The sequence below is a fragment of the Zhihengliuella halotolerans genome, assembly GCF_004217565.1.
GTDB lineage: Bacteria > Actinomycetota > Actinomycetes > Actinomycetales > Micrococcaceae > Zhihengliuella > Zhihengliuella halotolerans.
In genome coordinates, this window is the sequence record NZ_SHLA01000001.1 from 540,059 (window position 1) to 564,051 (window position 23,993).

Annotated in this window: 24 protein-coding genes; 6 read left to right on the forward strand and 18 right to left on the reverse strand. The window is 64.4% G+C overall.

Translation table 11 applies throughout. The annotated features are described in order from the left end of the window. The first annotated feature begins 21 nt into the window (after positions 1 to 21). Positions 22 to 1,650 (forward strand): SLC13 family permease, encoded by a 1,629-nt coding sequence (locus EV380_RS02335; protein ID WP_130449057.1) that lies wholly within the window; start codon positions 22 to 24, stop codon positions 1,648 to 1,650. A 3-nt stretch (positions 1,651 to 1,653) separates the two neighbouring features. On the opposite strand, the gene EV380_RS02340 is transcribed toward EV380_RS02335, so the two are convergent. The 5 genes from EV380_RS02340 to EV380_RS02360 all read right to left on the reverse strand — a co-directional run bounded on the left by EV380_RS02340 (position 1,654) and on the right by EV380_RS02360 (position 6,394). Continuing rightward, on the reverse strand, positions 1,654 to 2,271 hold the full coding sequence (locus EV380_RS02340) for a response regulator transcription factor (RefSeq protein ID WP_130449059.1): 618 nt from the start codon (positions 2,269 to 2,271) through the stop codon (positions 1,654 to 1,656). Further along, positions 2,268 to 3,347: a sensor histidine kinase gene (locus tag EV380_RS02345; RefSeq protein ID WP_165391875.1), complete on the reverse strand. Its 1,080-nt coding sequence runs from the start codon at positions 3,345 to 3,347 to the stop codon at positions 2,268 to 2,270. Before EV380_RS02345 ends, EV380_RS02340 begins: the two co-directional genes overlap by 4 nt. Before the next feature lie 53 nt (positions 3,348 to 3,400). After that, complete coding sequence (locus EV380_RS02350) at positions 3,401 to 4,162, reverse strand: ABC transporter permease (protein ID WP_130449063.1); 762 nt, start codon at positions 4,160 to 4,162, stop codon at positions 3,401 to 3,403. Further along, positions 4,159 to 5,079, reverse strand: coding sequence for an ABC transporter ATP-binding protein (locus EV380_RS02355; RefSeq protein ID WP_130449065.1), 921 nt, complete (start codon positions 5,077 to 5,079; stop codon positions 4,159 to 4,161). The genes EV380_RS02350 and EV380_RS02355 overlap by 4 nt, the downstream gene beginning before the upstream one ends. An 85-nt stretch (positions 5,080 to 5,164) precedes the next feature. Beyond that, positions 5,165 to 6,394, reverse strand: coding sequence for a DNA recombination protein RmuC (locus EV380_RS02360; protein WP_130449067.1), 1,230 nt, complete (start codon positions 6,392 to 6,394; stop codon positions 5,165 to 5,167). Positions 6,395 to 6,498: 104 nt separating this feature from the next. Between EV380_RS02360 and ychF the strand changes: the two genes are divergently transcribed. Continuing rightward, positions 6,499 to 7,584, forward strand: a complete 1,086-nt coding sequence (gene ychF, locus EV380_RS02365; RefSeq protein ID WP_130449069.1) for a redox-regulated ATPase YchF — start codon at positions 6,499 to 6,501, stop codon at positions 7,582 to 7,584. Positions 7,585 to 7,659: 75 nt separating this feature from the next. On the opposite strand, the gene EV380_RS02370 is transcribed toward ychF, so the two are convergent. Further along, positions 7,660 to 8,517: an SDR family NAD(P)-dependent oxidoreductase gene (locus tag EV380_RS02370; protein WP_130449071.1), complete on the reverse strand. Its 858-nt coding sequence runs from the start codon at positions 8,515 to 8,517 to the stop codon at positions 7,660 to 7,662. Between the two features lie 105 nt (positions 8,518 to 8,622). Between EV380_RS02370 and EV380_RS02375 the strand changes: the two genes are divergently transcribed. Together EV380_RS02375 and EV380_RS16740 are read left to right on the forward strand one after the other, a co-directional pair. After that, positions 8,623 to 9,249, forward strand: a complete 627-nt coding sequence (locus EV380_RS02375) for a TetR/AcrR family transcriptional regulator (protein WP_130449073.1) — start codon at positions 8,623 to 8,625, stop codon at positions 9,247 to 9,249. A gap of 308 nt (positions 9,250 to 9,557) precedes the next feature. Further along, positions 9,558 to 9,827 carry a hypothetical protein gene (locus EV380_RS16740; RefSeq protein WP_207219282.1) on the forward strand — a complete coding sequence of 90 codons (270 nt, stop codon included), beginning with the start codon at positions 9,558 to 9,560 and terminating at the stop codon, positions 9,825 to 9,827. Positions 9,828 to 10,182: 355 nt separating this feature from the next. Here EV380_RS16740 and EV380_RS02385 read toward each other — a convergent pair whose 3' ends face one another. From EV380_RS02385 to EV380_RS16815, 11 genes are all read right to left on the reverse strand, one after another. Then, positions 10,183 to 10,668: a hypothetical protein gene (locus EV380_RS02385; protein ID WP_130449075.1), complete on the reverse strand. Its 486-nt coding sequence runs from the start codon at positions 10,666 to 10,668 to the stop codon at positions 10,183 to 10,185. Positions 10,669 to 11,624: 956 nt separating this feature from the next. Then, on the reverse strand, positions 11,625 to 12,812 hold the full coding sequence (locus EV380_RS02390; protein ID WP_130449077.1) for a sensor histidine kinase: 1,188 nt from the start codon (positions 12,810 to 12,812) through the stop codon (positions 11,625 to 11,627). A gap of 51 nt (positions 12,813 to 12,863) precedes the next feature. Further along, the gene (locus tag EV380_RS02395) at positions 12,864 to 13,694 is read right to left on the reverse strand and encodes a hypothetical protein (RefSeq protein WP_130449079.1); all 831 of its coding nucleotides are present in this window, start codon (positions 13,692 to 13,694) and stop codon (positions 12,864 to 12,866) included. A gap of 45 nt (positions 13,695 to 13,739) precedes the next feature. Next, complete coding sequence (locus EV380_RS02400; RefSeq protein ID WP_130449081.1) at positions 13,740 to 14,510, reverse strand: hypothetical protein; 771 nt, start codon at positions 14,508 to 14,510, stop codon at positions 13,740 to 13,742. 62 nt (positions 14,511 to 14,572) lie between these two features. Continuing rightward, a complete protein-coding gene (locus tag EV380_RS02405) occupies positions 14,573 to 15,487 on the reverse strand; it encodes an ABC transporter ATP-binding protein (RefSeq protein ID WP_130449083.1) in 915 nt (304 codons plus the stop codon). A 131-nt stretch (positions 15,488 to 15,618) separates the two neighbouring features. Next, the gene (locus EV380_RS02410; RefSeq protein ID WP_130449085.1) at positions 15,619 to 16,959 is read right to left on the reverse strand and encodes an FtsX-like permease family protein; all 1,341 of its coding nucleotides are present in this window, start codon (positions 16,957 to 16,959) and stop codon (positions 15,619 to 15,621) included. Beyond that, a complete protein-coding gene (locus EV380_RS02415; protein WP_242607474.1) occupies positions 16,956 to 17,621 on the reverse strand; it encodes an ABC transporter ATP-binding protein in 666 nt (221 codons plus the stop codon). Before EV380_RS02415 ends, EV380_RS02410 begins: the two co-directional genes overlap by 4 nt. A 192-nt stretch (positions 17,622 to 17,813) precedes the next feature. Next, positions 17,814 to 18,506 (reverse strand): response regulator, encoded by a 693-nt coding sequence (locus EV380_RS02420; protein ID WP_130449089.1) that lies wholly within the window; start codon positions 18,504 to 18,506, stop codon positions 17,814 to 17,816. Beyond that, positions 18,503 to 18,847 carry a hypothetical protein gene (locus tag EV380_RS02425; protein WP_130449092.1) on the reverse strand — a complete coding sequence of 115 codons (345 nt, stop codon included), beginning with the start codon at positions 18,845 to 18,847 and terminating at the stop codon, positions 18,503 to 18,505. Before EV380_RS02425 ends, EV380_RS02420 begins: the two co-directional genes overlap by 4 nt. Before the next feature lie 593 nt (positions 18,848 to 19,440). Then, the gene (locus EV380_RS02430; protein WP_130449094.1) at positions 19,441 to 20,430 is read right to left on the reverse strand and encodes an SRPBCC family protein; all 990 of its coding nucleotides are present in this window, start codon (positions 20,428 to 20,430) and stop codon (positions 19,441 to 19,443) included. Then, positions 20,427 to 20,672 (reverse strand): hypothetical protein, encoded by a 246-nt coding sequence (locus tag EV380_RS16815; protein ID WP_102157396.1) that lies wholly within the window; start codon positions 20,670 to 20,672, stop codon positions 20,427 to 20,429. Before EV380_RS16815 ends, EV380_RS02430 begins: the two co-directional genes overlap by 4 nt. 276 nt (positions 20,673 to 20,948) lie before the next feature. On the opposite strand from EV380_RS16815, the gene EV380_RS02440 reads away from it, so the two are divergent. Further along, complete coding sequence (locus tag EV380_RS02440; protein WP_130449096.1) at positions 20,949 to 21,221, forward strand: hypothetical protein; 273 nt, start codon at positions 20,949 to 20,951, stop codon at positions 21,219 to 21,221. Here the strand turns inward: EV380_RS02440 and EV380_RS02445 are convergent. Continuing rightward, a complete protein-coding gene (locus EV380_RS02445; protein WP_130449098.1) occupies positions 21,158 to 22,048 on the reverse strand; it encodes a helix-turn-helix transcriptional regulator in 891 nt (296 codons plus the stop codon). The genes EV380_RS02440 and EV380_RS02445 overlap by 64 nt on opposite strands. Before the next feature lie 204 nt (positions 22,049 to 22,252). Here EV380_RS02445 and EV380_RS02450 point away from each other — a divergent pair, with 204 nt between their 5' ends. Beyond that, on the forward strand, positions 22,253 to 23,647 hold the full coding sequence (locus EV380_RS02450; RefSeq protein ID WP_242607475.1) for an MFS transporter: 1,395 nt from the start codon (positions 22,253 to 22,255) through the stop codon (positions 23,645 to 23,647). The last annotated feature ends 346 nt before the right edge of the window (positions 23,648 to 23,993 follow it).

Genomic DNA, 23,993 nt, shown 5'->3' on the forward strand with positions numbered 1-23,993 from the left:
CACATCCATCGACCTGTTGTCATGGAGGATACGGTGTCCCATTCATACACGCCCGGCGGGGACGAGAGAAACGCGCAATCGCGCGGCCGTGCGAGCGAACAAACCTCGCCCGGCCTCACGGCCGAACCGGTCGAGCACCGGACCAACATGCGGCGATGGATCGGCCTGGTCGCCGGTGTGCTCGCCGCGTTCGCGGTGTACTACTCGATGCCGCAGGATCTGGACTCCGCCGCCCGGCTGACGGCGGCGATCGCCGTCCTCATGGGCATCTGGTGGATGACGGAGGCTCTGCCGATCCCCGCCACGGCGCTCGTGCCGCTTGTCGTCTTCCCCGTCCTCGGGGGCGTCGACATCAAGGAGGTCGGGTCGAGCTACGGCAACGACATCATCTTCCTCTTCATGGGCGGCTTCATCCTCGCGCTGGCGATGCAGCGGTGGAACCTCCACCGGCGGATCGCGCTGATGACCGTCTCGGCCATGGGGACCAAGTCCAACATGGTCATCGCCGGCTTCATGCTGGCCACGGCGTTCCTCAGCATGTGGGTCTCCAACACGGCCACGACCGTGATGATGCTGCCCATCGGCGTCTCCGTGCTGCTGCTGGTCACCAACCTCGCCGGTCCGGCTGGGGAGAAGGCGAGCGCAACGTCGGATGACGACGGCGCGACCGAGGAGGAGAAGTCGACCGATTCCAAGGTCAAAGACGCGGTGATCAAATCCAACTTCGGCACCGCGCTGATGCTCGGGATCGCCTACGCGGCCTCGGTCGGCTCGCTCTCCACGATCATCGGCACGCCGCCGAACACGCTCCTGGTGGGCTACATGAGCGACACTCACGGGGTGGAGATCGGATTCGGGCGCTGGATGCTGGTCGGCCTGCCGCTGGCCGCCGTGATGCTGGTGCTGGTCTGGTTCCTCCTGACCAGGGTTCTGTTCAAGCCCGAAATCGATGAGATCCCCGGCGGCCGCGAACCCATCCGGCGCCAACTGCACGAGCTCGGCCCGATGAGCACGGGGGAGAAGATGGTGCTGGCGATGTTCATCCTCGCGGCTCTGTCGTGGGTGTTCCTGCCGATGATCTCTCCCGACCTGATCTCGGATGCGGGCATCGCCATGACCGTCTCGATCCTGCTGTTCCTGCTGCCGGCGGGCGCGAAGCGCGGCGTGCGTCTCCTCAACTGGGAATGGGCCGTCAAGCTCCCCTGGGGAGTGCTCCTGCTCTTCGGCGGCGGCTTGGCGCTGTCCGCGCAGTTCAGCTCCTCCGGCCTCGCCGACTGGATCGGCGAGCAGGCCCAAGTACTCGGGACCGTGCCCCTGGTGGTCCTCGTCGTCGTCATGGCCGCCGGCGTCATCTTCCTGACCGAGCTCACGAGCAACACCGCGACGGCGGCGACGTTCCTGCCGGTCGCCGGCGGCGTCGCGATGGGCCTCGGCGTCGACCCGATGCTGCTCGCGGTGCCCGTGGCGCTGGCTGCGACGTGCGCGTTCATGCTCCCCGTGGCGACGCCGCCGAACGCGATCGCCTACGGCTCCGGCTACGTCACGATCGGGCAGATGATCAAGGGCGGCATCTGGCTGAACCTCGCCGGCATCCTGCTCATCACCGTCGTGACGATGACGCTGCTGATGGCGGTCTTCCAGCTCGGCTGAGGCTCAGAGCCAGCCCCGCTCCTGGGCGGCGCGCGCGGCCTCGTAGCGGTTGTTCGTGTCCGTCTTGCCGATGGCGCTCGAGAGGTGGTTGCGCACGGTTCCGGGGCTGAGGTGCACCGCGTCGGCGATCGCCCGGATGGATCCTCCAGCCGCCGCGGCGCGGAGCACGTCGCGCTCGCGTTCCGTCAGCGGGTCGATGCCTCCGGCGAGCGAATCCGCCGCCAGCTGCGGGTCGAGCACGTGCTGGCCCGCGGCGACCCGGCGGACCATCTGCGCCAGCTGCTCCGCCGGGGTGTCCTTGACCACGAACCCGGACGCGCCCGCGTCCATCGCCCGGCGCAGGTAGCCGGGCCGGCCGAAGGTCGTCACGATGAGGCACCGGCACCCGAGCAGCGCCGAGGTGACCTGCCGAGTCACCTCGATCCCGTCCATCCCGGGCATTTCGATGTCGATCAGGGCGATGTCGGGGCGGTGCTCGCGGATCGCGTCCAGGACTTCGTCGCCGCGGCCGACCTGTGCGACGACGTCGAGGTCGTCTTCGAGCGCGAGCAGCGCGGCGAGTCCGCCGCGGACCAGGTCCTGGTCGTCAGCCAGCAGGATCCGGATGGTCTCCGGCTTCACCTCGTCACCTCCAGCGTCGTCCCCGGGCGCTCGCCGTCCGGATGCGTGGGGCGCACCTCGACACGCGCTCCGGCGGCGCAGGCGCGCTCGCGCAGCCCGGTGAGCCCGTTGCCGGGCTCGGCCCCGCCGCACCCGGCGCCGTCGTCGGAGATCGTCAGGACCGCGGCCGTGGCGGTGACGCGGCACGTCGCCGCCGAGGAGTGCCGAACCGCGTTCGTCACGCCCTCGCGCAGGGCCCACGCGAAGAGGTTGTCGCGATCGGGCAGGAGCGGATCCACGTCGATGTCGGGGGTGATGCCGGCGGCGCGCAGGGCGCCCCGCGCCGCGTCGAGCTCGGTCGCCAGCGACGGGGTGCGCAGCTCGGTGACCGTAGAGCGGATCTGCGTCAGGGACTCCCGGGCCAGTTCGTCGATGCTCTCCAGCTCCGCCCGGGCGCCGTCCAGGTCGCGGTCGAGGAGCCGGCGCGCCAGTTGGGCCTTGATCGACAGCACGGTCAGCGTGTGGCCCAGGACGTCGTGCACGTCGCGGGCGATGGATTCCCGCTCGGAGACGACGCGCAGGTGGTGCTGCGCCTCCTGGGCGCGGCGCTCGTTGTGCTCCATGAGACGAGCGAAGACGATCACGGCGACACCGAATCCGGGGCCGAGCAGCGTCCAGAGCGTCCCGGAGAACTGGGCCGCGACCGCGCTGGGCACCAGCCACACGAGGGTGCCGGCGGCGAGGCCCGGGACGAGCGGCAGGCTGAAGATCAGCGCCGCGGCGATGAACGGCGTGAACGTACTGACCCAGGGCCCGGCGCCGGGCGTGGCGAGCGCTGCGCACGCTGAAAGGGCCGCGACGCCCCAGACGACATGCCGCCCCTGGTGCGCCACCGGATCACCCGGCGCGGAGAGGGTCCAGAAGAGCCGGAGGTAGACGGCGATGAACGCGGCGGTCGCTCCGATGGCGACGCCCGTCCACAGGGGACCGGAGGGCCCGGTGATCGCGGCGGTGAGCGGGAAGCCGAGGAAGACCAGCCAGACTCCGGCGTAGAACATCCCGGCCAGCGAGCGCTTCGGCTTCTCGGCGGGGTCCATGCCCCTCATTCTGCCAGCCGCGGTGAGTTCTTGATGGTGCGTGTCCATAGTGACTACTGCCTCCTGGTGCGCCGGCGCTGCAGCAGCAGGCACGCGGCGCCGAAGACGGCGGTCCACGCGATGACGTTCGCGAGGACAGCCCAGAGCGGGTCGTTGCCGGCGATGCCGTTCATCGAGATCTGGTCGCCGTGGGTGAGTGGGTAGCGGGCGAGCGCGACCACCCCGTAGAGCGGAGTGAAGCGCCCGAGGTCGAGCAGGAAGCCGTCGAGCGGCGTGAACGCGTTGCCAAGGAAGCTGAAGATCACCAGCAGGCCGGTCGCGGTGCCGACGGCCGCGTCGGAGCGGAAGGCCATGCCGATCGCGAGTCCGTAGAGCGCGAACGGCAGCACGCCGACGATCGTCAGGGCCGCCGTCGCAATCCACGTGCCGACGGGCATGTCGGTCACAGTGAAGACGCCCGTGAGGTTCAGGACCGCCACGGGGAGGACGGCGAAGCACAGGGCGACGACGGTCTTGGCGGCGACGAATCCGCTGTGCGGCAGCGCCGTGAGCGCCAGCTGCCGGCCCCAGCCCTGTTGGAGTTCGACGGCGGCGGAACCGGCCAGCGAGGTCGCCGCCATGGCGGCCCCGTAGCAGGCGATCGAGATCATGGTCCAGGCGCTGACGTTGCCCTCGCCCACGGGATTCGTCGACCACTCCATTGAGGCGCCGAAGAACAGGAAGAGGACGGTGGGCAGCACGATCACGAAGAAGCTGTTGCCGAGGTTGCGCAGGTTCCGCCAGAAATCCATGGCGATGTAGGTGGCGATGTTCATGCCGTGATCTCCTGTTCGGTTGCCGCTGCGGTCAGGTGGCGGAAGGCCTCGTCGAGTCCGGCCGAGGCGATCTCGATGCCCTGGGCGTCGGTCCGTGTGAGCAGGTGCCGGGCCAGGGCGTCGGCGTCGTCGGTGCGCAGTTCGATGCGCGCGCCGTGTCGTTCGGCGGTGATCACGTGCTGGAGGCCGCTGAGCTCGGCGTCGGTCGGCGACCACGTGACGGTCACGCGGGCGGCGCCGGCGCGGCGGCGGATCTCCGAGGTGGGGCCGTCCGCGAGAATGCGGCCGGCGCCCAGCAGGATCGTCCGCCGGGCGAAGCGTTCGGCCTCCTCCAGGTAGTGGGTCGCGAAGAGGATGGTCGCGCCGTCGTCCGCCAGTGCGCTCATGTTCTGCCAGAAGTCGTGCCGGGCGTTGACGTCCATGCCGGTGGTCGGCTCGTCGAGGACGAGGATTTCGGGGCGTGTGAGCAGGGCGAGTGCGAAGCGGAGCCGCTGCTGCTCGCCGCCGGAGCAGCGCGAGACGCGCCTGGCAGCGAAGCCGGTGGCCCCCGCGGCGGCCAGGACCTCGTCGACGTCCCGGGGGTGCTCGTGCAGGGAGGCGATCATCTTCACGGTTTCCCGGACGCTGAGATCGGGAAGCAGGCCGCCGGTCTGCAGGAGGGCTGAGATGCGGCCGGAGGTCACGGCCTTCCGGGGCGTGGTGCCGAGGACCTCGACGTGTCCGGCCTCGGCGGCGATGAGTCCGAGCACGATGTCGATCAGCGTCGTCTTCCCCGCGCCGTTGGGCCCGAGGAGGGCGACGACCTCGCCGCGGGCGAGCGTGAGGTCGACGCCGTCGACGGCGGTGGTTTGCCCGCCGGCGCCGTCGGGGAAGGAACGGCGGATTCCTTCGAGTGTGAGCGCTGGTTGTGTATCCATGCCTTCAGGCTAGGGTGGTCGGCTCCGTTAGCCCCGGGCCCGCGGTCACGAATCGGCCATGACGGTTGTCATGGGTGCTCGGCGGTCATGACTGCTCGGCGGTGATCAGCTCCGCGGCGCTGAGGACGCGGGGCGTCGCCTCGACGGATGTCGGTGCCTCGGCCCCTGCGCTGGGGGTGAGGCCCGGGTCGAGGTCCTGGATCCGGCGTGTGGACGGCAGGACGCGGGATTCGAGGGTGCCGATGAACGAGTTGTAGCGCTCGACGGAGGTCTTCAAGGACTTGCCGAGGTCGTTGATGTGCCCGCCGAGGGTTCCGAGTCGCTTGTAGAGCTCGCGGGACTCATCGAACAGCGCGCGGGCGTTCTCGGTCAGCAGCTCCTGCCGCCACGCGTAGGCGAGCCCCTTGAGGATCGAGAGCAGGGTGCTGGGGGAGGCGAGCGCGACGTTCTTGTCGAACGCGTCGTCGAGCAGCCCCGGGTCGGCCTCGAGGGCGGCGGCCAGGAACGATTCGGCTGGCAGGAAGCAGACCACCAGCTCCGGGCTGCCCGGCAGTCCCTCCCAGTACTCCTTCTTGGCGAGGGAGTCGACGTGGCTGCGCAGGGCCTTGGCGTGGGCGCGCAGGAGGTCGCGCTGCCGGGCCTGGACCTGCTCCCGGTCGCCCGCGGCGTCAGCGCCCTCGAGGGACTGCGCCTCGAGGTAGGAGGCCAGCGGGACCTTCGAATCGACGGCGATCGATTTGCCCGCGGGCAGGTGCACGACCATGTCCGGGCGCAGGCGCGGCGTCTGCGCTGAGCCGGAGGTCACCTGTTCGCTGAAGTCGACGCGGTTGATCATGCCCGCGGCCTCGACGACGCGGCGCAGCTGGGTCTCTCCCCACGTGCCGCGCGTCGCGCTGTTCCTCAGCGCGCCGGCCAGCGACGAGGTTGTCCGTAGCAGCGCGGCGTCCTGCTCGGCGGCGGCCGCGAGCTGCTGGCTGAGCTGGCCGAACTGCTCGACCCGGTCCCGTTCGAGAGTCGTCACCTGGTGCCGGACCTGGCGTAGCTGGTCGGCGAGCGGGGCCATCATCTGCAGCACGGTCCGGTCCTCCGCGGCGCGCTGACGCTCGTCGACGATCCGGTCCTGCAAGGCGTCGCGCTCGGCCTGCGTGGCGGCCAGCGTCGTCTCGGCGGCACGGAGACGCGACGCGACGTCGTCGTACGCGGCGGTGTCCGCCTGGGCGCGCCCGCGCACCGCGTACCACCAGAGAACGCCGGCGCCGCCGGCGGCGCCGATCACGAAGGCCAAGAGGGCCACAACGAAGCTGAGAGCAGTCATGGGATGACTCTTGCACGGCGGGCTCGCAGAATAGGAATGGGACCTCCACGGGGCTGCGGCCGCGAATCTGCGTTGTGCCACCGCGGCGGGTAGACTCCTTTCCCGTGGCTCTTACTATCGGAATCGTCGGACTGCCCAATGTCGGCAAGTCCACCATGTTCAATGCACTCACCCGCGCCCAGGTCCTGGCGGCGAACTACCCGTTCGCGACGATCGAACCGAATGTGGGTGTCGTCCCGCTGCCCGATTCGCGTCTGAAGGTGCTGGCCGGGATCTTCGGCTCGGCCAAGATCCTGCCGGCGACCGTGTCCTTCGTGGACATCGCGGGCATCGTCAAGGGTGCGTCCGAGGGCGAGGGCCTGGGCAACAAGTTCCTGGCCAACATCCGCGAGGCGGACGCGATCTGCCAGGTCACGCGCGCGTTCGAGGACGGCGACGTGGTCCACGTCGACGGCAAGGTCGATCCCGCCTCCGACATCGAGACGATCTCCACCGAGTTGATCCTCGCCGACCTGCAGACGATCGAGAACCAGCTGCCGCGGCTCGAGAAGGAACTGCGTGCGAAGAAGGTCGAGGCGTCCTTCATCGAGACCGTCAAGGCTGCGCAGAAGGTGCTCGAAGAGGGCACGACCCTGTTCTCCGGCGCCGCCGCTGCGAAGATCGACCTCGCCGAGCTGAAGCCGATGCAGCTCATGACCACCAAGCCGTTCATCTACGTCTTCAACATGGACGAGGCTGGTCTGGCCAACGAGGACCTCAAGAAGGAACTCGCCGAGATGGTCGCCCCGGCCGAGGCGATCTTCCTGGACGCCCAGTTCGAGGCGGACCTCGTCGAGCTCGACGAGGAGGAGGCTGAGGAGATGCTGCACGAGGCGGGCTACTCCGAATCCGGTCTGGAGAAGCTGGCCCGCGTCGGCTACTCGACGCTCGGCCTGCAGTCCTACCTGACGGCCGGCCCGAAGGAGACGCGCGCGTGGACGATCCGGCAAGGTGCGACGGCGCCCGAAGCGGCCGGCGTGATCCACACCGACTTCCAGCGCGGATTCATCAAGGCCGAGGTCATCAACTTCGACGACCTGGTCGAGCTCGGCTCGGTGTCTGCCGCCAAGTCCGCGGGCAAGGCCCGTATGGAGGGCAAGGACTACGTCATGAAGGACGGCGACGTGGTGGAGTTCCGCTTCAACGTGTAGTGGCGTTCGGGGCCAACGTTTGATGAGCGCGTTCGGGTCGAGTTCGCGGCGGTCAAGCGCAGGGATCCCATAGTTTCAGGATGGCCAGTTGAAGTTCCTGGTCACGCCGTAGGACTCTCGGCGTCCAGCGTACGCCAAGGTGGCATGCTCTCGTGCGTCGTCGCCGATCAGCACCCGCAGTGGACGATGATTGGTGACCGACAGGTGTGCGACCAGCGCCTCTGCGGCCTTACGCGGATCAGCGTCCGTAGACGCATCGGGATCGGCTGTGGGCCAGGGGATCTCCGCAGTACCAAATGTGGTCTTGCGGAGATCGTCGTACTCCTGTTTCGGGGTTGCGAATGACATACTCGACCCGGCCCAGTCGGTCGCGAATCCGCCAAGCTGGGCGATCGTTACGCGGATGTCGAACTGCGCGACCTCGGCCGACAGCGCTTCGCTGAATCCTTCTAGCGCCCACTTGCCCGCGTTGTACAAGCCGAACATCGGCATCGCGCCGATGGCACCGACTGTCGAGATCTGCACGATATCGCCGCCACCGCGGGCCCGTAGGTGGGGGATTGCAGCCTGGCAGACCCACATCGCGCCGAGCAGATTCAGGTCGAGATGTTCCCGGGCGCCCTGTTCGTCCAACTCTTCGATGGCTCCGACGATCCCGCCACCCGCATTGTTGACGACGATGTCGATGCCGCCGAAGGCCTGTGCCGCGACATTAATCGCGGTGGGGATTGCGGCGGCGTCACGGACGTCGAGCAGCACCTCCTGCACAGAGTCGGGGTGGTCGGCCTGTAGGTCTGCCATCGCTCCGGGACGGCGAACCGTCCCGACAACGTTGTAGCCTTGTTCCAAGGCGGTCTGCGCGAATGCCCTGCCGAGTCCACGGCCAGCTCCGGTGATGAGCCAGGTGCGAGTGGAGCGTGATGCTTGAGTCATGGTGAGTTAGCCCTCCAACGATACGGTTCGTCTCGTCAGGGTAGTAGCGGGGCGGAAGGTCGTCAAGATGATCCGTCTCGTCTTGTTGTGCGCTAGGGTGTTGGCGTGCCCCACGAAAGTCCCGGTTCTCCGCCCTCTGATCCGCCGGGGCCCGATGCCTCCCGGCGCAGCGATCGTGCGCGCCGTGCGATCCTCTCTGCTACTCGCGATCTCGTCGCCGAGGTGGGGTACACCCGATTGACCATCGAGGGCATCGCGGCAGCTGCAGGGGTCGGCAAGCAGACGATCTATCGATGGTGGCGTTCGAAGGCTGCAGTGCTTTTCGACGCGATTCTGGAGGTCAACTCGCACGAGCAGGGCTCGGTCGATTTGCCGGACACCGGAGATCTTGAATCCGATCTTCGGCTGGTTCTCCGGGGCACGGTTGCTGCGCTGGCCGAACCGGCAAATGACCGCCTTCAGCGTGCGATCGCTGCAGAGATCCAGACTGACATCTCGGTTGCGGAGGAACTCGTACGTCGGCTACTTCGTCCGCAGCTTGATGCATGCGCGGCGCGCATCACTCTCGGCATTCGGGCTGGTCAGGTCGATGAGTCTGTGGACGCGGACCTGGCGGTAGAACTGCTGTTCGGACCGATCTTCCACCGTTGGCTCTTGCGAACTGGCAGGCTGGACGACCAGTTCGCCGACAACATTCTCGCCTTGGTGCTGAAGGGGCTGCGACCGCACTGAAAGGCTCTTGAGAGTGGGAAAGCCGCGGGTCGACGACTTTCTTGAGCTCGTACCCGCTGGCTTTCGGCTGCCAAAATCACACACGACGTATCTGGAATCAGAGATTAGTACGTCACGTAACTCGGTGGAGTTCCGTTTCAACGTATAACTTCGGGAAGTAAGAAGTGACGTTCTTTCACAATCAAGTGCTTAAGGGCTGAGGCATGGCCAACGAACGGATCACAGAAGACCTCGTCGACAAGCATCTTCGCACCTTGGACTTCTATGATGACGAAGAGCGCATCGTCGTCGAGAAGTAGCGGTCTGTCGTGCAGGACATCAGTAAGGAGTTGTCCAAGGCATCGAAGACAGGAAACGGTAAGGCCGCTGGCTCCCCCGAATTCATCGTCACCTCGCCCAACACGCCTGACATGGTGGTTGTGGTGGAGCGCAAGGCTGATACCCGCTACCACTTGTCAGTCAACCGCGATCCTCCGCGGGGCTATGCAGTCGACGGCGTGCTTCAGTACGCCAGGTACCTGACGCCCAACTACACCGCTATCTCGATCGCAGTCTGGGGGGCACCACCGTCCAACTAGTGGTCCTCCTTCGTGCCCCCAAGGAGACCTCTCAGGAGTATGACCTGGTGTCGCCGATGGATGCGCCGGTTACCGAGATGATCTGACTCAACGACCTCTTCGCTGCAGCGTAGTTCGATCCGAAGGTCCAGCAGCAGCGTGAGCACGACCTCATCGCCATCTCCATGGAGATGTACGAGTTCATGCGTGACGAGGCTGAGCTTGAAGAGAAAGAGAAGTCGCTGGCGGTTGCCGGCACGCTGATCGCGCTTAAGGACCAGATCTTCGCCAAGTCGTAGAAGACTGCGAAGCAGGGGTGACTGAAGAAGGTCTTCGGATGGAGGCTACCTCGCAGGTCACATCTGAACGTGGTAGGTCAGAGTGACTCTAACTTCGCCTTCGGCAGCACTCTCGCGTAGATCACGGCTGCGACAACGAAGGCGCAGACGAACCCGAGCAGGGAGGTGCCGACAGCCTGGCCCGACGCAACACCGTCTTGAACATTCAGGTTCGCAAGAAGGATGCACGCTCCGATAGTTGCAACCCCATACCCGCCAGCGAGAAGCGAGACGGAGATCATCTTCTCCGATCCGTAGAGGTGGCCGCGCTTGATGTATCCGGTGACCAGCAAACCGCCAATCACGAACAGCAAGCAGGCGATGAGCGCCGCACCCAGGATGAACATCAGGAGCGATCCGAATCCATCTCCGTCCGGGCCGACATGCCGAACGATCTGGCTGGGGACACGATCCCGCAGGAGCAAGTAGCCGACGACGACCAGGATCAGGCTGACCGCAGGCCAGACGATCAAGGCCGAGGCCAGAGCCTTGCTGGGCTGTTGTGAATCATCGGTCCGTTTCAAATTGTGACTCCTAGGGTTGGCTCGTGAGGATTCGCTGCGCCGCGGACCGCTCGTCGTGGTCCACGTGCTCCAGGATTGGGTGCGCTCCGAAGAAGTCCAACAATCGCATATCATCGCTGCGTTAGGGACTGCTGCACGATTGGGTGACAGTAGTCTGCGAGGCCGCGGGGCCAGTGGTGGGTTCAGCGCGGTTTCGCATTCGACGGGCGCCAATCGGCCAATCGCTGGCTGACGGATAGGCCGGTGGTAGGTCCGTTCGATCCCGGTCGCGATCGCGATGCGAAGTTGTTCTCGGGTGGCCAAACGGTGCCGGTCGAGGACGTTACCTTGCAGCAGTGCGAACGAACTCTCCGTTGCCGCGTTGTCGCCGCACGGTGCTAGCCGCTCATTGGAGCCGGTTGTGCCGGGAAAGGTCAGTGCCATCCTGGACTCTCTGGATCCGAACTGCGATCCAAGGTGGCTATGAACGAGGCATCCATAGGAACTCTCGCACATCGCGATGGTGTTCCGGGGCGCATGAACGGTAATACTCGACTTCGTTTGGGGAGTCGAGAACCCAGCCTCATTGCGGCACCGATAACAAGACTCAACACTCAAACCCAGCTCAGCAGCGACAGCACTGATCGTGCCATCGCGATCAAGGCGACGGAACAACTCGTCCCGCACCCTCGCGTTGTACTGCGCGTTTCTTCTACGCGTCGGATGGGCCGGTTTGAACCGTGGCTCTATCTCCGCGAGATGATCTCGTCCCTTCTCGGTTCCGCCCAAGAGTTCTGAGACGAATTTCGCGCGGATCTGCAGACTGGCCACAAGGCCCGGAAATGGCATCAACGTGTCACGTGCCTGTGCGTTTTCCCGCCGGAGGTGGAGGATCGTGGCGGCGGGTCAGCATTGGACGACGCGGCGGGACGAGCTGCGGATCGCGATATCACGATGACTAATCAGAACCGAAACAACTAACGGACGTCTTGTCGCAAAGGGATACTCGCGTCCACTAGCCAGCCGCCCTGCAGAAGAGGACCCGCTTCGGAGGAGCCTCCGAGTAGACGGGCTCGTTCGGCGATACCGACGATTCCTTGACCGGATCCATGGGCAAACGTACTTTCGCTGCGTCCATCGTCGACGACGCGCAATCGCGTAGTGTCACCTGACACGGAAAGCCGGAGCTCGACCCTCGTCGCATCACTGGCGTAGCGCAGAGCGTTGGTCAGTGCTTCCTGCGCGATTCGGTAGATCCCCGTACGGAGGTTTGGTGAGAAGTCGACCGCGTTGCCCTCACGGATCAACACGACAGGAAGGTGTACTGCGCGGAACACTTCCACAAGCTTCTCCAGCTCGGGGACGTTATAACCGGAGCTATCGAGGGCATCGTCGAGCTTGACGTCCGAAGTACGGAGGACACCGATAGCGGTTTGCATCTCGATGAGAGCGCTCCGACTTGTGGCGGCCAGATGATCGATTGCTCGTGCTGACTGCTCGGGATCTCGCTCTCGAGATGCCGCTGCGCCGTCGGCCAGGGCGATCATCACGGAGAGAGAGTGCGCGACGACGTCGTGCATCTCGGCGGCGATGCGGGTCCGCTCCAGTTGCCGGGCGTTCTCGATGCGTTGAGCGATGAGTTCATCGACCGCGGCACGACGGTCCTTCCGGCCACGAGTTGCGAGGCCCAGAGCGACGGCGATCAGCACGAACGCGTCGAACACGGGGTTGGAGAATGTGCCATCCGCGGTGATCAGCCATCTGACTCCTAATCCTGCCGCCGCTGCCAGGAAAGCCGATGCGACACCCGTAATCGTCCGTGCAATAGGTCCTGTGCTCGCTAAGGAGTACCCGGTGAAGGCGAAGGCCACGGTCAAGTACATCGTGGGGTGGATGCAGCTGATCACCGCAAGAGCGATGATCACCCAGAAGGCATGGTCTCTGCGCCACCACAGTGCCACGCCGACGAGAATGACTGTGATCCAGGCGGAAAGCGGCTGTTCGCCACCGCTGAAGGACAGTGCGACAAGTTGCGGCACAGTACTGGAGGCGATGACGAGAGCGTCGATGAGTCGAGGTCGTGCGAGCAACCAGCGCGCGGGAGGCCACACTTCCGGGTTGATATCGCTTGCCCGGATGCGTGTGATGATCCCCTTCGTCGTCAACAGCTCTCCCTTCTGGTGTGTCTCCACTCTCCCATACCCGAGAACTCGATCTCAGGCATCTCGCCGGCGGAGTACGACGCAGGCAAGCGCGACGAGCAGGGCTGCCCATCCCACGAGTACCGCCATGCCCGGCCAGGCTTCCAGCCCTGCGGGGTTCGGGAACGTCGTGAGGATCACGCGCCCAGCAACCGAAGGCAGGAACCCGACGATGGTCGTGACCACGCCATTTCCGATCGACTCGAGAATCGAGGGCAGGATGCTGAAGAGGAGCACCGGCACGGCGATGGCGACGATGACGTTCTTTACTAGCAACCCGAAGGCGAGCGACACGGTACCGATCATCGCCATGAAGATCCCCGACGCTACCGCAAGCGTCGCTGCCTCCGGGAGGTCGAACTGGTAGGTGACCTCGCTTGTGGAGAGTACTGCGAGTGGCACGAGCATCGCCAAAGCGGAGGCGATCGTTCCAATCGCGAATCCGATCATGCCGATCACGATGGTCTTGGCGAGGACCACAGGCACCCGCTTCGGAGTGGCGAGGAAGCTCAGCTTGATCTGTCCGGAGCTGTCCTCGGTCGTCGCGAACAGTACTGAGACGACGGCGAAGACGATCGCCATCCAGAGCACCGTGTCGACAAAACGCAATTCGGTGACACTGGTGATCGGATCTGCCTGAGGGTTGGGATTCGAGGATGGCGAGATTAGTGACAACGAGGACAATAGGGCGGCAAGAACGATGAACAGACCGAGCACCGCCGTGACGATGGGGCCGGTCTTGAGGGTGAAGAATTTGATGCGTTCGGCGTCGATGGTGGCCAGGAATCCTGGGGATCGTAGCTGCGCGGCACCTGTCGATGGGCTGGAGGTCTGTGTCGTAGTCATGGCGTGTGCGTTGTGCTTTCTCATGAGGAATTCGGATAAGAGCTTTCAGGCGTCGCGATACCGCAGGACGAGACTTCCGGCCACCAGAATCGCGAGTGCCCAACCCGCCAGAATGACTAGTCCCCACCAGGGTTCGATGATTCTCGTCGCGGCGTCGGAGGAGAGATACTGCGAACCGGCGACAGTGGGCATATAGGCCATGAGCTTGGCGACCCACTCCACCGGGAGCGCCGAGACGGCGATCGGGGCCACGGTGAGGAGGGAGACCACCGTGATGAAAGCGGCGACAAGAGAGCGGATCAGCGCGGCTAGTCCGACTCCAAGCATGGCCATCAGCCCTAGTGAGATCCCGCTGCCGGAAATGAATCGGACGATGTCCGCTGAATTGTCGGCAAGTCGAAGATCTTGCCCTGAGAGGATCCCTGGGACGACCAGCAGCACGATGGTGCTGCCGAGGACGCCGGTGCCGAGACCTATCATTCCCATCAAGAGTGATTTCGCTGCAAGCACCAGCAGGCGCTTTGGGGTTGCCAGCAGCGAGGGCTGCATCGTCGCTTGCGTGTATTCCGAAGCCATGAACACGACTGCGAGGACACCGAGCAGGACGTAGGCGTATTGCATCCCATTGAGAAACTGCCCGGGCGAAAGATCGCCGACGCGCGAAGGAGGGTTGCCTGCCCACACCAGAGAGAATGTCTCGAGCAGACCCATGCCGACAATTAACGCCAGTACTGCAAACGTCGTGATCGGATACGACGCCAAAGTGCGGAACTTGATCCACTCGGAGTGCAGAACGGTGATCAGCGTGACGGACACAGAACCACGCGACGTGGCCATTCGGGACGTCTCTCCCGGTTGGGCAGGGGTCGTCATCACCATCAGCCGTTCCCCTGAACATTGGAGCCGTACTCCACCTGATCGCGAGTGAGGTCGCGGTAGACGTCTTCGAGGCTTCTGGGTACGACACCGATCTCGGTGAGCACGATGCCGTTGCGAGAGGCACGTTCGGCGATTTCCTCGCTGGTTAGCCCGACGACCTCGATGGTGCCTGCGTCCGTCATCTCTCGTGTGACCTGCTCGCCGACGAGAACTTCCATGAGTTTCACCGCACGCGTGGTGCGCACCCGGATTCGATCGGGCTGGTCGACTAGCTCAGCTAGCGGCTTGTCGGCGATGATCCGGCCTTTGCCGATGATCACGACGTGATCCGCGATCAGCGAGAGCTCGCTGAGAAGATGCGACGACAGCAGTACGGTGCGTCCTTCGCGGCTGAGCGACTTGAGGAGATTTCGGATCCAGATAACTCCGTCGGGATCGAGTCCGTTCACGGGCTCATCAAGGATCAGTGTGTGCGGGTCTCCGAGGAGCGCGACGGCAAGGCCCAAGCGCTGCCCCATACCAAGGGAGAACCCACCGACCTTCTTGCCGGCAACGCTCGATAGACCGGTAATGCCGATCACTTCGTCAATGCGCGACTTCGGCAGGCGGTGAGTTGCCGCGATCCAGCGAAGATGCTGGTAGGCGGTTCGAGACCGGTGCGCTGCTTTCGCATCCAGCAGCGTTCCCACTTGTCGCAGGGGTGCAGCAAGCTCCCGATACGGGCGGCCGTCGATGAAGCCTTGGCCGCTGGTGGGACGGTCCAGGCCGACCAGGCTGCGCATCGTGGTCGATTTGCCTGCACCGTTCGGGCCGAGGAAGCCGGTGACCGTTCCGGGCTGGATCTCGAATGAGACGTCATGGATGGCGTACTTGCTTCCGTATCGCTTAGTCAGGCCATCGGCAACGATCGTCATCTGGCACTCCTTCTCTCGTGGCTTGTGCAGCGATGTCCCGCCACATTCACCACGTTATGAAAGTGCGCGTGTCGTCCGATGCCACCCCAGGGTTGAGAATTTGATGAAACCGGAACAGGACGCCTGAACTGCTACAGAGATTGTTCGGGCGACGCCAGGACACGGGTCAACACCGGTCTGGTCGCCTGGACAGCGGCAAACACGAAGAGAACGCCGAGAACGAGGAGCAGGACGACGCCTAGGATAAAAAGCGGTGAAGAGGCCAGCGAGATCACCACGACCATGAACATCAGCGCCGTGCTAAGAGCCGCCGCTCCGATGGCAGCGACGCTGAGGGGAATCCACACCGCCCTCCTGCGAGCAGACTGCATGAGGTCCCCAGAGACACCGATACGATTCAAAGCCACATAGGTCGCCCGGCGGTCCAGAATTTCGGCGGCCTGGGTGATTCCAACCGAGCAGCCGACAATGAGAAATGCGGTGACCGTAGCGATCACGGCCGCCGTCCGGAAATCGGCGAAGAGCATCAGCTCCGCTGACCCCACGGCATCCGAGTTCATCGCGATGGTGTTCAGATAGCCGAGCACGGAGCCGGCTGGCACCACGATGAAAGTTGCGATGCCGACCGGGCCAACCTGCCGCCAGGCGGCCTTGGGATCCTCGAGCACGCTACGCGAGGCGAGAATGTGTTCCAGTCTTGTCGCGCTTCGAAGCCGCAGCCAGGCGATCCAGCTGGTGAGCACCGGGCCGGTTAGGTTCATCGCAGTCATGATCGCGCTGAGCGCGATGACGTAGCCGATAGCTATACCCGTAGCACCCCAGTTCTGGCCGACGAGCTGCATCACCACGAGTCCAACGATGATGACACCGATGCCGACGAGAAGCTCACGCACTCGTGCGCCGCGCGGGGTCGCGTGGATCCGCACTTCAAGAGGGCTCACCTCGACGCGTCGAAGACCTGAGACGACGATCGCTACGACGAGGAGTTCGACGAGGGCCGTGACGCCGAGAATAGCCTGCCAGGGCAACCATGCATCGCCCGGGAGGACTGTCTTGCCCTGCAGCGGGATGAGAGCCAGCAACGGTGCTGTGGCGAAGTACACGAGGGTCCCCGCGAGGATGCCGAGAGCAGCGATAGTGGCCATCTCGGCAATGCCAAGTCTGCGCAGCAGTCCCGAGCTCGCGCCGAGCAGCCGGAGCGTAGAGAGCCGGTCGTCGCGTCGCCTGGTCGAGAGCCGTGTCGCAGCGTTGACCAGCGAGACCAGAGGCACCACGAGGAACACCATCAGCGCGCCGCCGAGCAGTGCGTACGCCCTGAAGGCGTTGTCAGGCACAGCCCACAACCGCAGCACGATTGACATCGTGCCGAGAGTCACTGTCGTGACAACAGTGAACCCTGCAGCCGGCAACAGGACGGCATTCATACCGAGCCGTGAAGGTCGCAGCAGCATCCGAAACAATCCGATGTTCATGACGTCACCCGGACGTCCGAGATCACACGCCCGTCGCTCATGCGCGCGATGCGACTGCAGCGCCTGGCGACGGACTCGTCGTGGGTGACCATCACGAGAGCACGATGTTGCCGTACCGTGCTCGCCAGCAGGAGCTCGAGTACATCACCGGCCGTGTGGGAGTCCAGCGCACCGGTGGGTTCGTCGGCGAAGACGACGCTCGCATTCGAGACGATCGCCCGGGCAATGGCGATCCGCTGAGCCTGACCGCCGGAGAGCTGCCCGATACGGCGGTCATCGAGCCCGCCAAGACCCACCTGAGCCAGCAGCTGCCCTGCCCTCGCGATGGCGTCACTGGGGGAGAGCCTATCGACCATGAGCGGCACCGCCACATTCTCCGCGGCATTGAGCTCATCAAGAAGCAGTCCCTGCTGGAACACGAAGCCGAACTCTCTTGCTCGCAGCGCGGCACGGGTTTCGTCGTCGAGAAGCACGAGGTTTTGCACGCCCTCCTGACCGGCGTACGTCACCTCCCCTGCATTCGGGAGGGTGATTCCTGCGAGGGTTTGAAGAAGCGTGGACTTGCCGCAGCCTGAGGGGCCCATCACGGCGAGGGACTCGCCCGCCCGGACCTCCAGCGTTACGCCCTGAAGAGCAGCAGTGTCCCCGTAGCTCTTGAACACGGAAGAGGCACGAAGTACTTGTCGGCCGTTGGTGGGTTGGTCTCCAACCATGTCCTGCTCACGATCCTCTGGTCGTCCGTCTGGGCAAGCCCTGAGGGGAACGCCCGTCCATCGACCATAGCCAGAACAGCACATGCGCACCGACCACCCTGGGGTTGATATCCGAGGGCTCTGTGGTGAGTGAGGATTGGGTTACAGTGCCGGATCAATGTCGCGATGCAAGGACTGTTCGCGAGCGAGGATGACTGCCTGCACCCTGTCGCGCAGATCGAGCTTGGCGAAGATGCGATTCACGTGTGTCTTCACCGTTGCCGCCGACAGGAAGAACAGATCACTGATTTCCTGGTTCGAAAGTCCACGGCCGATGCAGGAGAGAACCTCAATTTCCCGCGGGCTCAGACGATCCAGACGCTCGTCACGCGAGGACACGGTTCCACTCGGTTCATCCGGAGTGACGAAGGCGTCGATAAGTCGCCGCGTGATCCGGGGCTCGACGACGGCATCCCCCTGCGAGACGACACGCACGGCGTTGATGAGTGTGTCGGGCGTCGCGCTCTTGAGCAGGAATGCGCTCGCGCCCGCCTGCAGGCTACCGAACGCGTACCGGTCCAGATCAAAGGTGGTGAGCACAACGACTCGGACAGCGCTCGAGGCACCGGTAATCAGACGGGTCGCTTCAATGCCGTCCATGCCAGGCATCCGCACATCCATCAGCACAACATCTGGCTTGAGCGCCTCGACCTGCGCAATCGCCTCCTCGCCTGTGGCCGCTTCGCCGACCACCGTGATGTCATCCACACTGTTCAGGACGAGTCGATTACCGAGGCGAGACCGTTCGTGATCATCAACGATCAAGACGTTGATCTGCTCCTCGCTTGCTGTCACGATCGCTGCACCTCCAGGTCGACGTCCTCACTCGATATTCCCACAAGGAGAAGCTGTTGTCGTGCTGTCTCAAGATAGAACTCATTCTTTCCAAGGAGCTCAGCGTGTGTGCCGACGTCCTCGACTACACCGTCGCGCATAACAATGATCTGATCGCTGTCTACGATGGTCGCCAAACGGTGAGCGACGATGAGTTGAGTCGTTTCCGGGCCTACCGCTGAAAGAGCCCGCTGCATCAATGCCTCGTTCTGACTGTCGATCTGAGACGTTTGTGGAGGCGATCGTTGGCGTGCAAAGGGCTTGGAACGATGGGCTAAATGAGGAAAGGCCTGTTCTTGCACATGTCACTACTCGGCGAGGATGGGATGGATTTATGTCATTGTGGTTCTGCTTTTCATCGCTAGGCGCGTTTCGGTGGCATAAGTTGCCCGCGCGGGACGGATGGAAGCAGCGCCGAATTGCATGGCAACACCGCCAGCTTGTGCGGACTGATCCGATGGAAGCCGACGTTGCGGCGGGTAGGAAAGTCGCCGTCCGCGCTACGCAATCCCCAGCCGAGCGGTGGCTGGAGTAGGAGCTTCACGACGTCGTCTGGAAACTCGCCGAATTGTCACGAGAACTGAATGATCTTGGCGACTTCGCGAGGGGGGCTCACTCGTCCGATCAGGTTTGAGAGCCTTGAACGAATTTCGGAATGCTGACGGAAATCAGGCGTGGTCTGAGCCCACGATCGGCGGACTGTCCGGAAGGTTTCGTCATACGTGAGGGTCTGGGCCTTGTTTCAGAGGTTGCTTCGTGTGGGCATGCGGTGGAGTTCCGCTTCAACGTCTAGTCACGTTCCGCTTGAGCCATTAGTTCGGTACCGGATCTCACTAGGTGCGATCCGGTACCCTCAGGCGCGGCGTCAAACGTCGAATCACCCGGGCACGCAGGTTTAGCGGAAGATTCGGCTTATCGCGCTCCCGCTCTGGAACAGGCTGATCCATACGAGGAATTTCTCGATAGGGCGTAGGGGAAGTGCAAGGAGTCTCCGCCACCCTCGGCGTCGCGCCCACGACTTGATGATCTGGACCTGGGTGCCACCGATCGTGCTCGTCAGGGCGAACTCAGTTACGACAGGATTACTTCGCGCGGCATCCGGGTATCCGAAGCTCCAAGCGATTGTTCCCGGGGGGTGCGCGGTGACGAGTTCAATGCTGCGGCGACGGAACTGAGGCTTGATCTTCGCCGGCTTCCCGTTCGGGTAGTTCGTTGGGGCGGTTCCTTCCCAGGTTGTGCCTGGTGTCGGGTCTTGACTGGTCTGATCGACCACGCCGATGCTGGACTCCCACTCTGGGATACGTGTGGGGTCCGCAAGAAGGGTCCATACGTCGTCAATCGGCGCGGGAACGAAGGTCTCGACGGACCCTGCGGTCCTGCTCTTCACCTTTTTCATCGCAGCCGTGGTGGTCCCTGCCGGTGAGCCCGACTCGTCGAGAACTTTCAGCAGGGAATCAGATGTCGTGCCCAGTCGGTCGAGGATGTCGGTCATCAGGCCGCTGGGCTCTGCAACGAGCTCCCTGAGCACTGCAGCCGCGTCGCCGGCTTTGCCTTTGCCGCTGGACTTCGCGATGAGATCACGAGCACGCGGACTCCACTCGTATCCGTCCGTCTCGTGGAAAACGATCTGTCCGGCCTCGGGGAACGATGCCTCAATACCGAGTGCGGCGAGTTGCTGATTGTGCTGTTCGGCGACAGCGAGACGGGCGCTATCAATATCGATACCCAGCTCCCGCAGTGCGTGGCCGGCGGACTGATCGTTGATAACCAAAGCGAGGAATAGGTGGTCGATGTCGGCTTCGCGGAGCCCGAGCCGGGATGCTTCCTCCATGGCGGCCAGGGAGAGTGATTGGCTGGTTTGAGCGGCGCGGACGAGTTTGTTCATTTGTTCCTCCTAGGCATCGAGATCGCAGGGTCAATTCGCTTGGAATGCTTCTTGTGGGCGGCCTGCCGTGTGACTCCCAGTGCATCGGCGACCTCCTGCCAGCTCATGCCCGAGCGCAACGCGGCCTCGACCTGCCGAAGTTCCAAGGTGTCCGCGAGTGCACGTAGTGATGCCACCGCCCGCAATCCCGTTCGCGGGTCGCGGGTATCGGCCGCCACTGCCGCGATTCTCGAAGACTCCATGTTGTCAACCTAGGTTGCTAAATGTAAGGTTGTCAACCTGCATTGCTATTTCGTTCGGCGAGCTCGGAAGCTCGCAAGGTCGGGAGAGCGTCGGTATTGCGGAAGGACCGCCGGGTTCTCAGAGATTGGCATGTATCGGAATGCGAAGGAATCTCGCTTCAACGTCTGAGCAGCAAGAAGCAGTCGCTTCCCGTGTCCGTCCTGTGGGCCGGTGCAGGTGACTGGCGCTGCGGGGCTGAGCGCGGAGCAGTCGGATCCATTCGAGAAAATGACGCCGTGGTCGAGGCCGATCCAGAGCAGGAGCGGACAGGGGCGTGCAGCGTCCTGCTCGAATCATTCGGCCCTGAGCTCGACAAGGACCATCACGGAACCTATGCGCGACTCCTCGAAGTAGCCGTGTTGGGGAAGAAGAACCGCAAGATCGCCCGCACCGGCCGATTCGGAACCGGCAAATCGAGGGTCCTGGAGGCCTTCGTTGTTTCCGGTCAGGACGCCGACGTGAGCAGCCGCAGCGCCGCGAAGGAAGCGCTGCCAGGCTGCGCCGTGTGAGTGAGGAGGCGCTGCCCATTGCCCTCGGGCAGGTGAAGCGCCTCGTACCCGAGCTCCAGCTCACCAACCTCGGGGTGTCGGAACCTCTTTGCCCCACTAGTGCAGAGCCTGACGTCATGGCCAGCCCAGAGCCGGGCGAACTCGACGCTTTTCATGCTCAGCTCGCCGACCAGCTCGGCTAGTCGTCGGTCGTCGGCGAATTGGGCCGCCACATACCGAAGCGACGCGACGGCGAGAGCGGCCTCGTCCGGCCAGTCGACGTACAGGTCGCGGGTGTGCTCGTCGAGGAACAGTAGCTTGAGCTGGTTCGGACGGTCCTCGATGCTGCTCGTCGCGGCGTAGTCCAGATGCCCTGCGAGCAGCAGGTGACCGGCACGGTTCCACGCGAGGATGTCGTTGAACCGGCCGAGCAGCACCGCGGGCACGTCGCCCATCGAATGCAGCAGCTGTTCCGCGCCCGGCTTGGCCGCCTCCGGTGGAGTTGCCGCGCGTGGGCGCTTCCACGGTGCCCGGTGCGCGAGCGCGTGCAGGTGCGCGCGCTCGTCGGCGTCGAGCTGCAGGGCGCGCGCGAGGGCGTCGATGATCGCATCGGAAGCGTTCAGCGACTGACCCTGTTCGAGCCGGGTCAGGTAAGTGATCGACACGCCCGCGAGCTGGGCGAGCTCTTCCCGGCGCAGGCCGGGCACACGGCGGCGTCCGTAGCTGTTGACGCCAACCTCGTCCGGTGTGATTCGGTCGCGGCGCGAGCGCAGAAACTGGCCCAGCTCGGTGACCGGACGGTCCGCGTCTGCGAACTCGGTCGCTTCGTCGAAGGGGTGTCGTTCCATGCGTTCCATTGTCGCCCACCTGCATAGGCGGAGCCTGCCCCTGCCAGTGATAGGCACCCCCAGACCCCGCATATCGGGGATCTAGCTGCCTGGTCCCCGGCAGCCGAGTCTGGATGCATGACCGAAATCAACACATCACCGCCCCCAACGACCACGAACGCGACTCCACGCGTTGATCGGTTCACCACCACTCAGAAGATCGCAATGGCCATCCTGCTCACGGCGAACTTCACCCTCGCGGTGGACTTCTCGATCCTCAACGTCGCCCTGCCGCACATCGGTAGTGAGCTTGGATTCGCCACCTCTGCCCTTCAATGGATTGTCACCTCGTTCGCGCTCTGCGCGGCTGGGTTCACCCTGTTCTTCGGCCGCGTGGCCGACTTGTTCGGCCGCAAGCGGCTGTTCATGATCGGCATCGTCCTGCTCGGAGTCTCGTCCCTCGCCGGCGGCCTTGCCAGCGAGCCGGGCCTGCTGCTCACGGCTCGCATCGGTCAGGGCATTGCGACGGCGATGGTCACCCCCGCTGCTCTGTCGCTGATGACCACCATGTTTCCCGAAGGTCCAGCACGCTCCCGCGCTCTCGGCCTCAACGGTGCACTCATGGCGGCAGGCTTCACCTCCGGAGCCGTACTCGGAGGACTGCTTACCGGCGCGGTGTCGTGGCGCTGGGCCTTCTTCATCAACGTCGTCGTCGCCCTCGCTGTCATGGTCGTCGCCCCGTTCGTGCTGCGCGAACCGGCCCGCGGCCCACGACCCAAGCTGGACGTGCCCGGGGCCATCACCATCACCATTGCTCTTGTCGCGCTCGTGTTCGGCATTGACAATGCCGGACACCACGGCTGGACCCACGCCGGGAGCTGGGGCCCAATCCTCGGCGTACTCGTGCTCTTCGTGGTCTTCTTCAAGATCGAGGGCCGCGTTGCCGAGCCCCTTGTCGCTCCGGGCCTGCTCAATCGCCGCAACATCGGCTGGGGCAACACCGCAGGACTCCTCGCGTTCGGCACCTTCACATCGCTCGTGTTTCTCTTGACCCTCTACCTGCAGCAGGTCCTGGGCTATTCCGCCGTCACCGCTGGGCTGGCGCTTGGTGTGCTCGGCATCGGCACCGTACTCGGCGGCCTCGCCGCACCGAAAGTCATCGGTCGGACAAGCGCCAAGGCCGCGATCGTCGCCGGACTGGTCGTCCAAGCCGCCGCGACGGCACCCCTCGCGTTCGCCGGCGACAGCCGCGACTGGCTGATCCCGCTGTTGGCCTGCACGTTCATCGGCGGGGTCGCAAATCTGGTCGCGATCGTCGGCTACGTCGTCGCCGCGACCTCCGGCGTCCCCGCTCACCAGCAGGGCTTGGCGACCGGGCTGGTGACAATGAGCCAGCAAGTGGGCATCGCCCTCGGCACCCCTGTCATGTCGGCGCTCGCGACCGGGGTGGTTGCCGCAACGCTGCTGCCGGGCCTGCAATTCGCCATCGGTGTCAACGCCGCCATCGCCCTCGCAGCGGCCATCCTCCTCGCCATCTTCCTCCGCCTGCCCAAGACGGAGGTACCGATCGCGGCTGCGGAGCCGAACCGACCGCAGCCTGAAAGTGAATCGTCATCATGAGCACTCTGCGAGCCTTCTCCGTCGTGTCGAAGGTCCGCAGGGTCCTCACTCGTCCCAGAGATCGCGGGGATCTCAGCCTGTGAAGACGAGTAGGCCCGAGGAACGGAGCTCACCCGACTCGCACTGGCTTGTATCTCTCAGACATCTCCTTGGGGAGACGGGCCGGACCCCGGCTCCCCGCGGTTGATCTTGGTCTCGGATAGGGCCTCTCGTTCGAGGTGTCGCAACAGGCAAATACTCTCCGCAACTCGTGGAGCTCCTTCGGGCGTACGACGACCGACAACGAGCTCACGCCTGCAGGCGTGCCGGCGTCGTCAGTTGCGCTTCTCTCGAATTTCGCGTTCCG

Bases quoted from the DNA above. Each gene is read 5' to 3' on its own strand.
- EV380_RS02370 (WP_130449071.1), bottom strand. From the start codon at position 8,517: ATGACTCAAGCATCACGCTCCACTCGCACCTGGCTCATCACCGGAGCT.
- EV380_RS02335 (WP_130449057.1), top strand. From the start codon at position 22: ATGGAGGATACGGTGTCCCATTCATACACGCCCGGCGGGGACGAGAGA.
- EV380_RS02350 (WP_130449063.1), bottom strand. From the start codon at position 4,162: ATGAACATCGCCACCTACATCGCCATGGATTTCTGGCGGAACCTGCGC.
- EV380_RS02450 (WP_242607475.1), top strand. From the start codon at position 22,253: ATGGCCATCCTGCTCACGGCGAACTTCACCCTCGCGGTGGACTTCTCG.
- EV380_RS02405 (WP_130449083.1), bottom strand. From the start codon at position 15,487: ATGACGATCGTTGCCGATGGCCTGACTAAGCGATACGGAAGCAAGTAC.
- EV380_RS02345 (WP_165391875.1), bottom strand. From the start codon at position 3,347: ATGGACCCCGCCGAGAAGCCGAAGCGCTCGCTGGCCGGGATGTTCTAC.
- EV380_RS02445 (WP_130449098.1), bottom strand. From the start codon at position 22,048: ATGGAACGACACCCCTTCGACGAAGCGACCGAGTTCGCAGACGCGGAC.
- EV380_RS02360 (WP_130449067.1), bottom strand. From the start codon at position 6,394: ATGACTGCTCTCAGCTTCGTTGTGGCCCTCTTGGCCTTCGTGATCGGC.
- EV380_RS16815 (WP_102157396.1), bottom strand. From the start codon at position 20,672: ATGGAGTCTTCGAGAATCGCGGCAGTGGCGGCCGATACCCGCGACCCG.
- EV380_RS02395 (WP_130449079.1), bottom strand. From the start codon at position 13,694: ATGACTACGACACAGACCTCCAGCCCATCGACAGGTGCCGCGCAGCTA.
- EV380_RS02410 (WP_130449085.1), bottom strand. From the start codon at position 16,959: ATGAACATCGGATTGTTTCGGATGCTGCTGCGACCTTCACGGCTCGGT.
- EV380_RS02355 (WP_130449065.1), bottom strand. From the start codon at position 5,079: ATGGATACACAACCAGCGCTCACACTCGAAGGAATCCGCCGTTCCTTC.
- EV380_RS02430 (WP_130449094.1), bottom strand. From the start codon at position 20,430: ATGAACAAACTCGTCCGCGCCGCTCAAACCAGCCAATCACTCTCCCTG.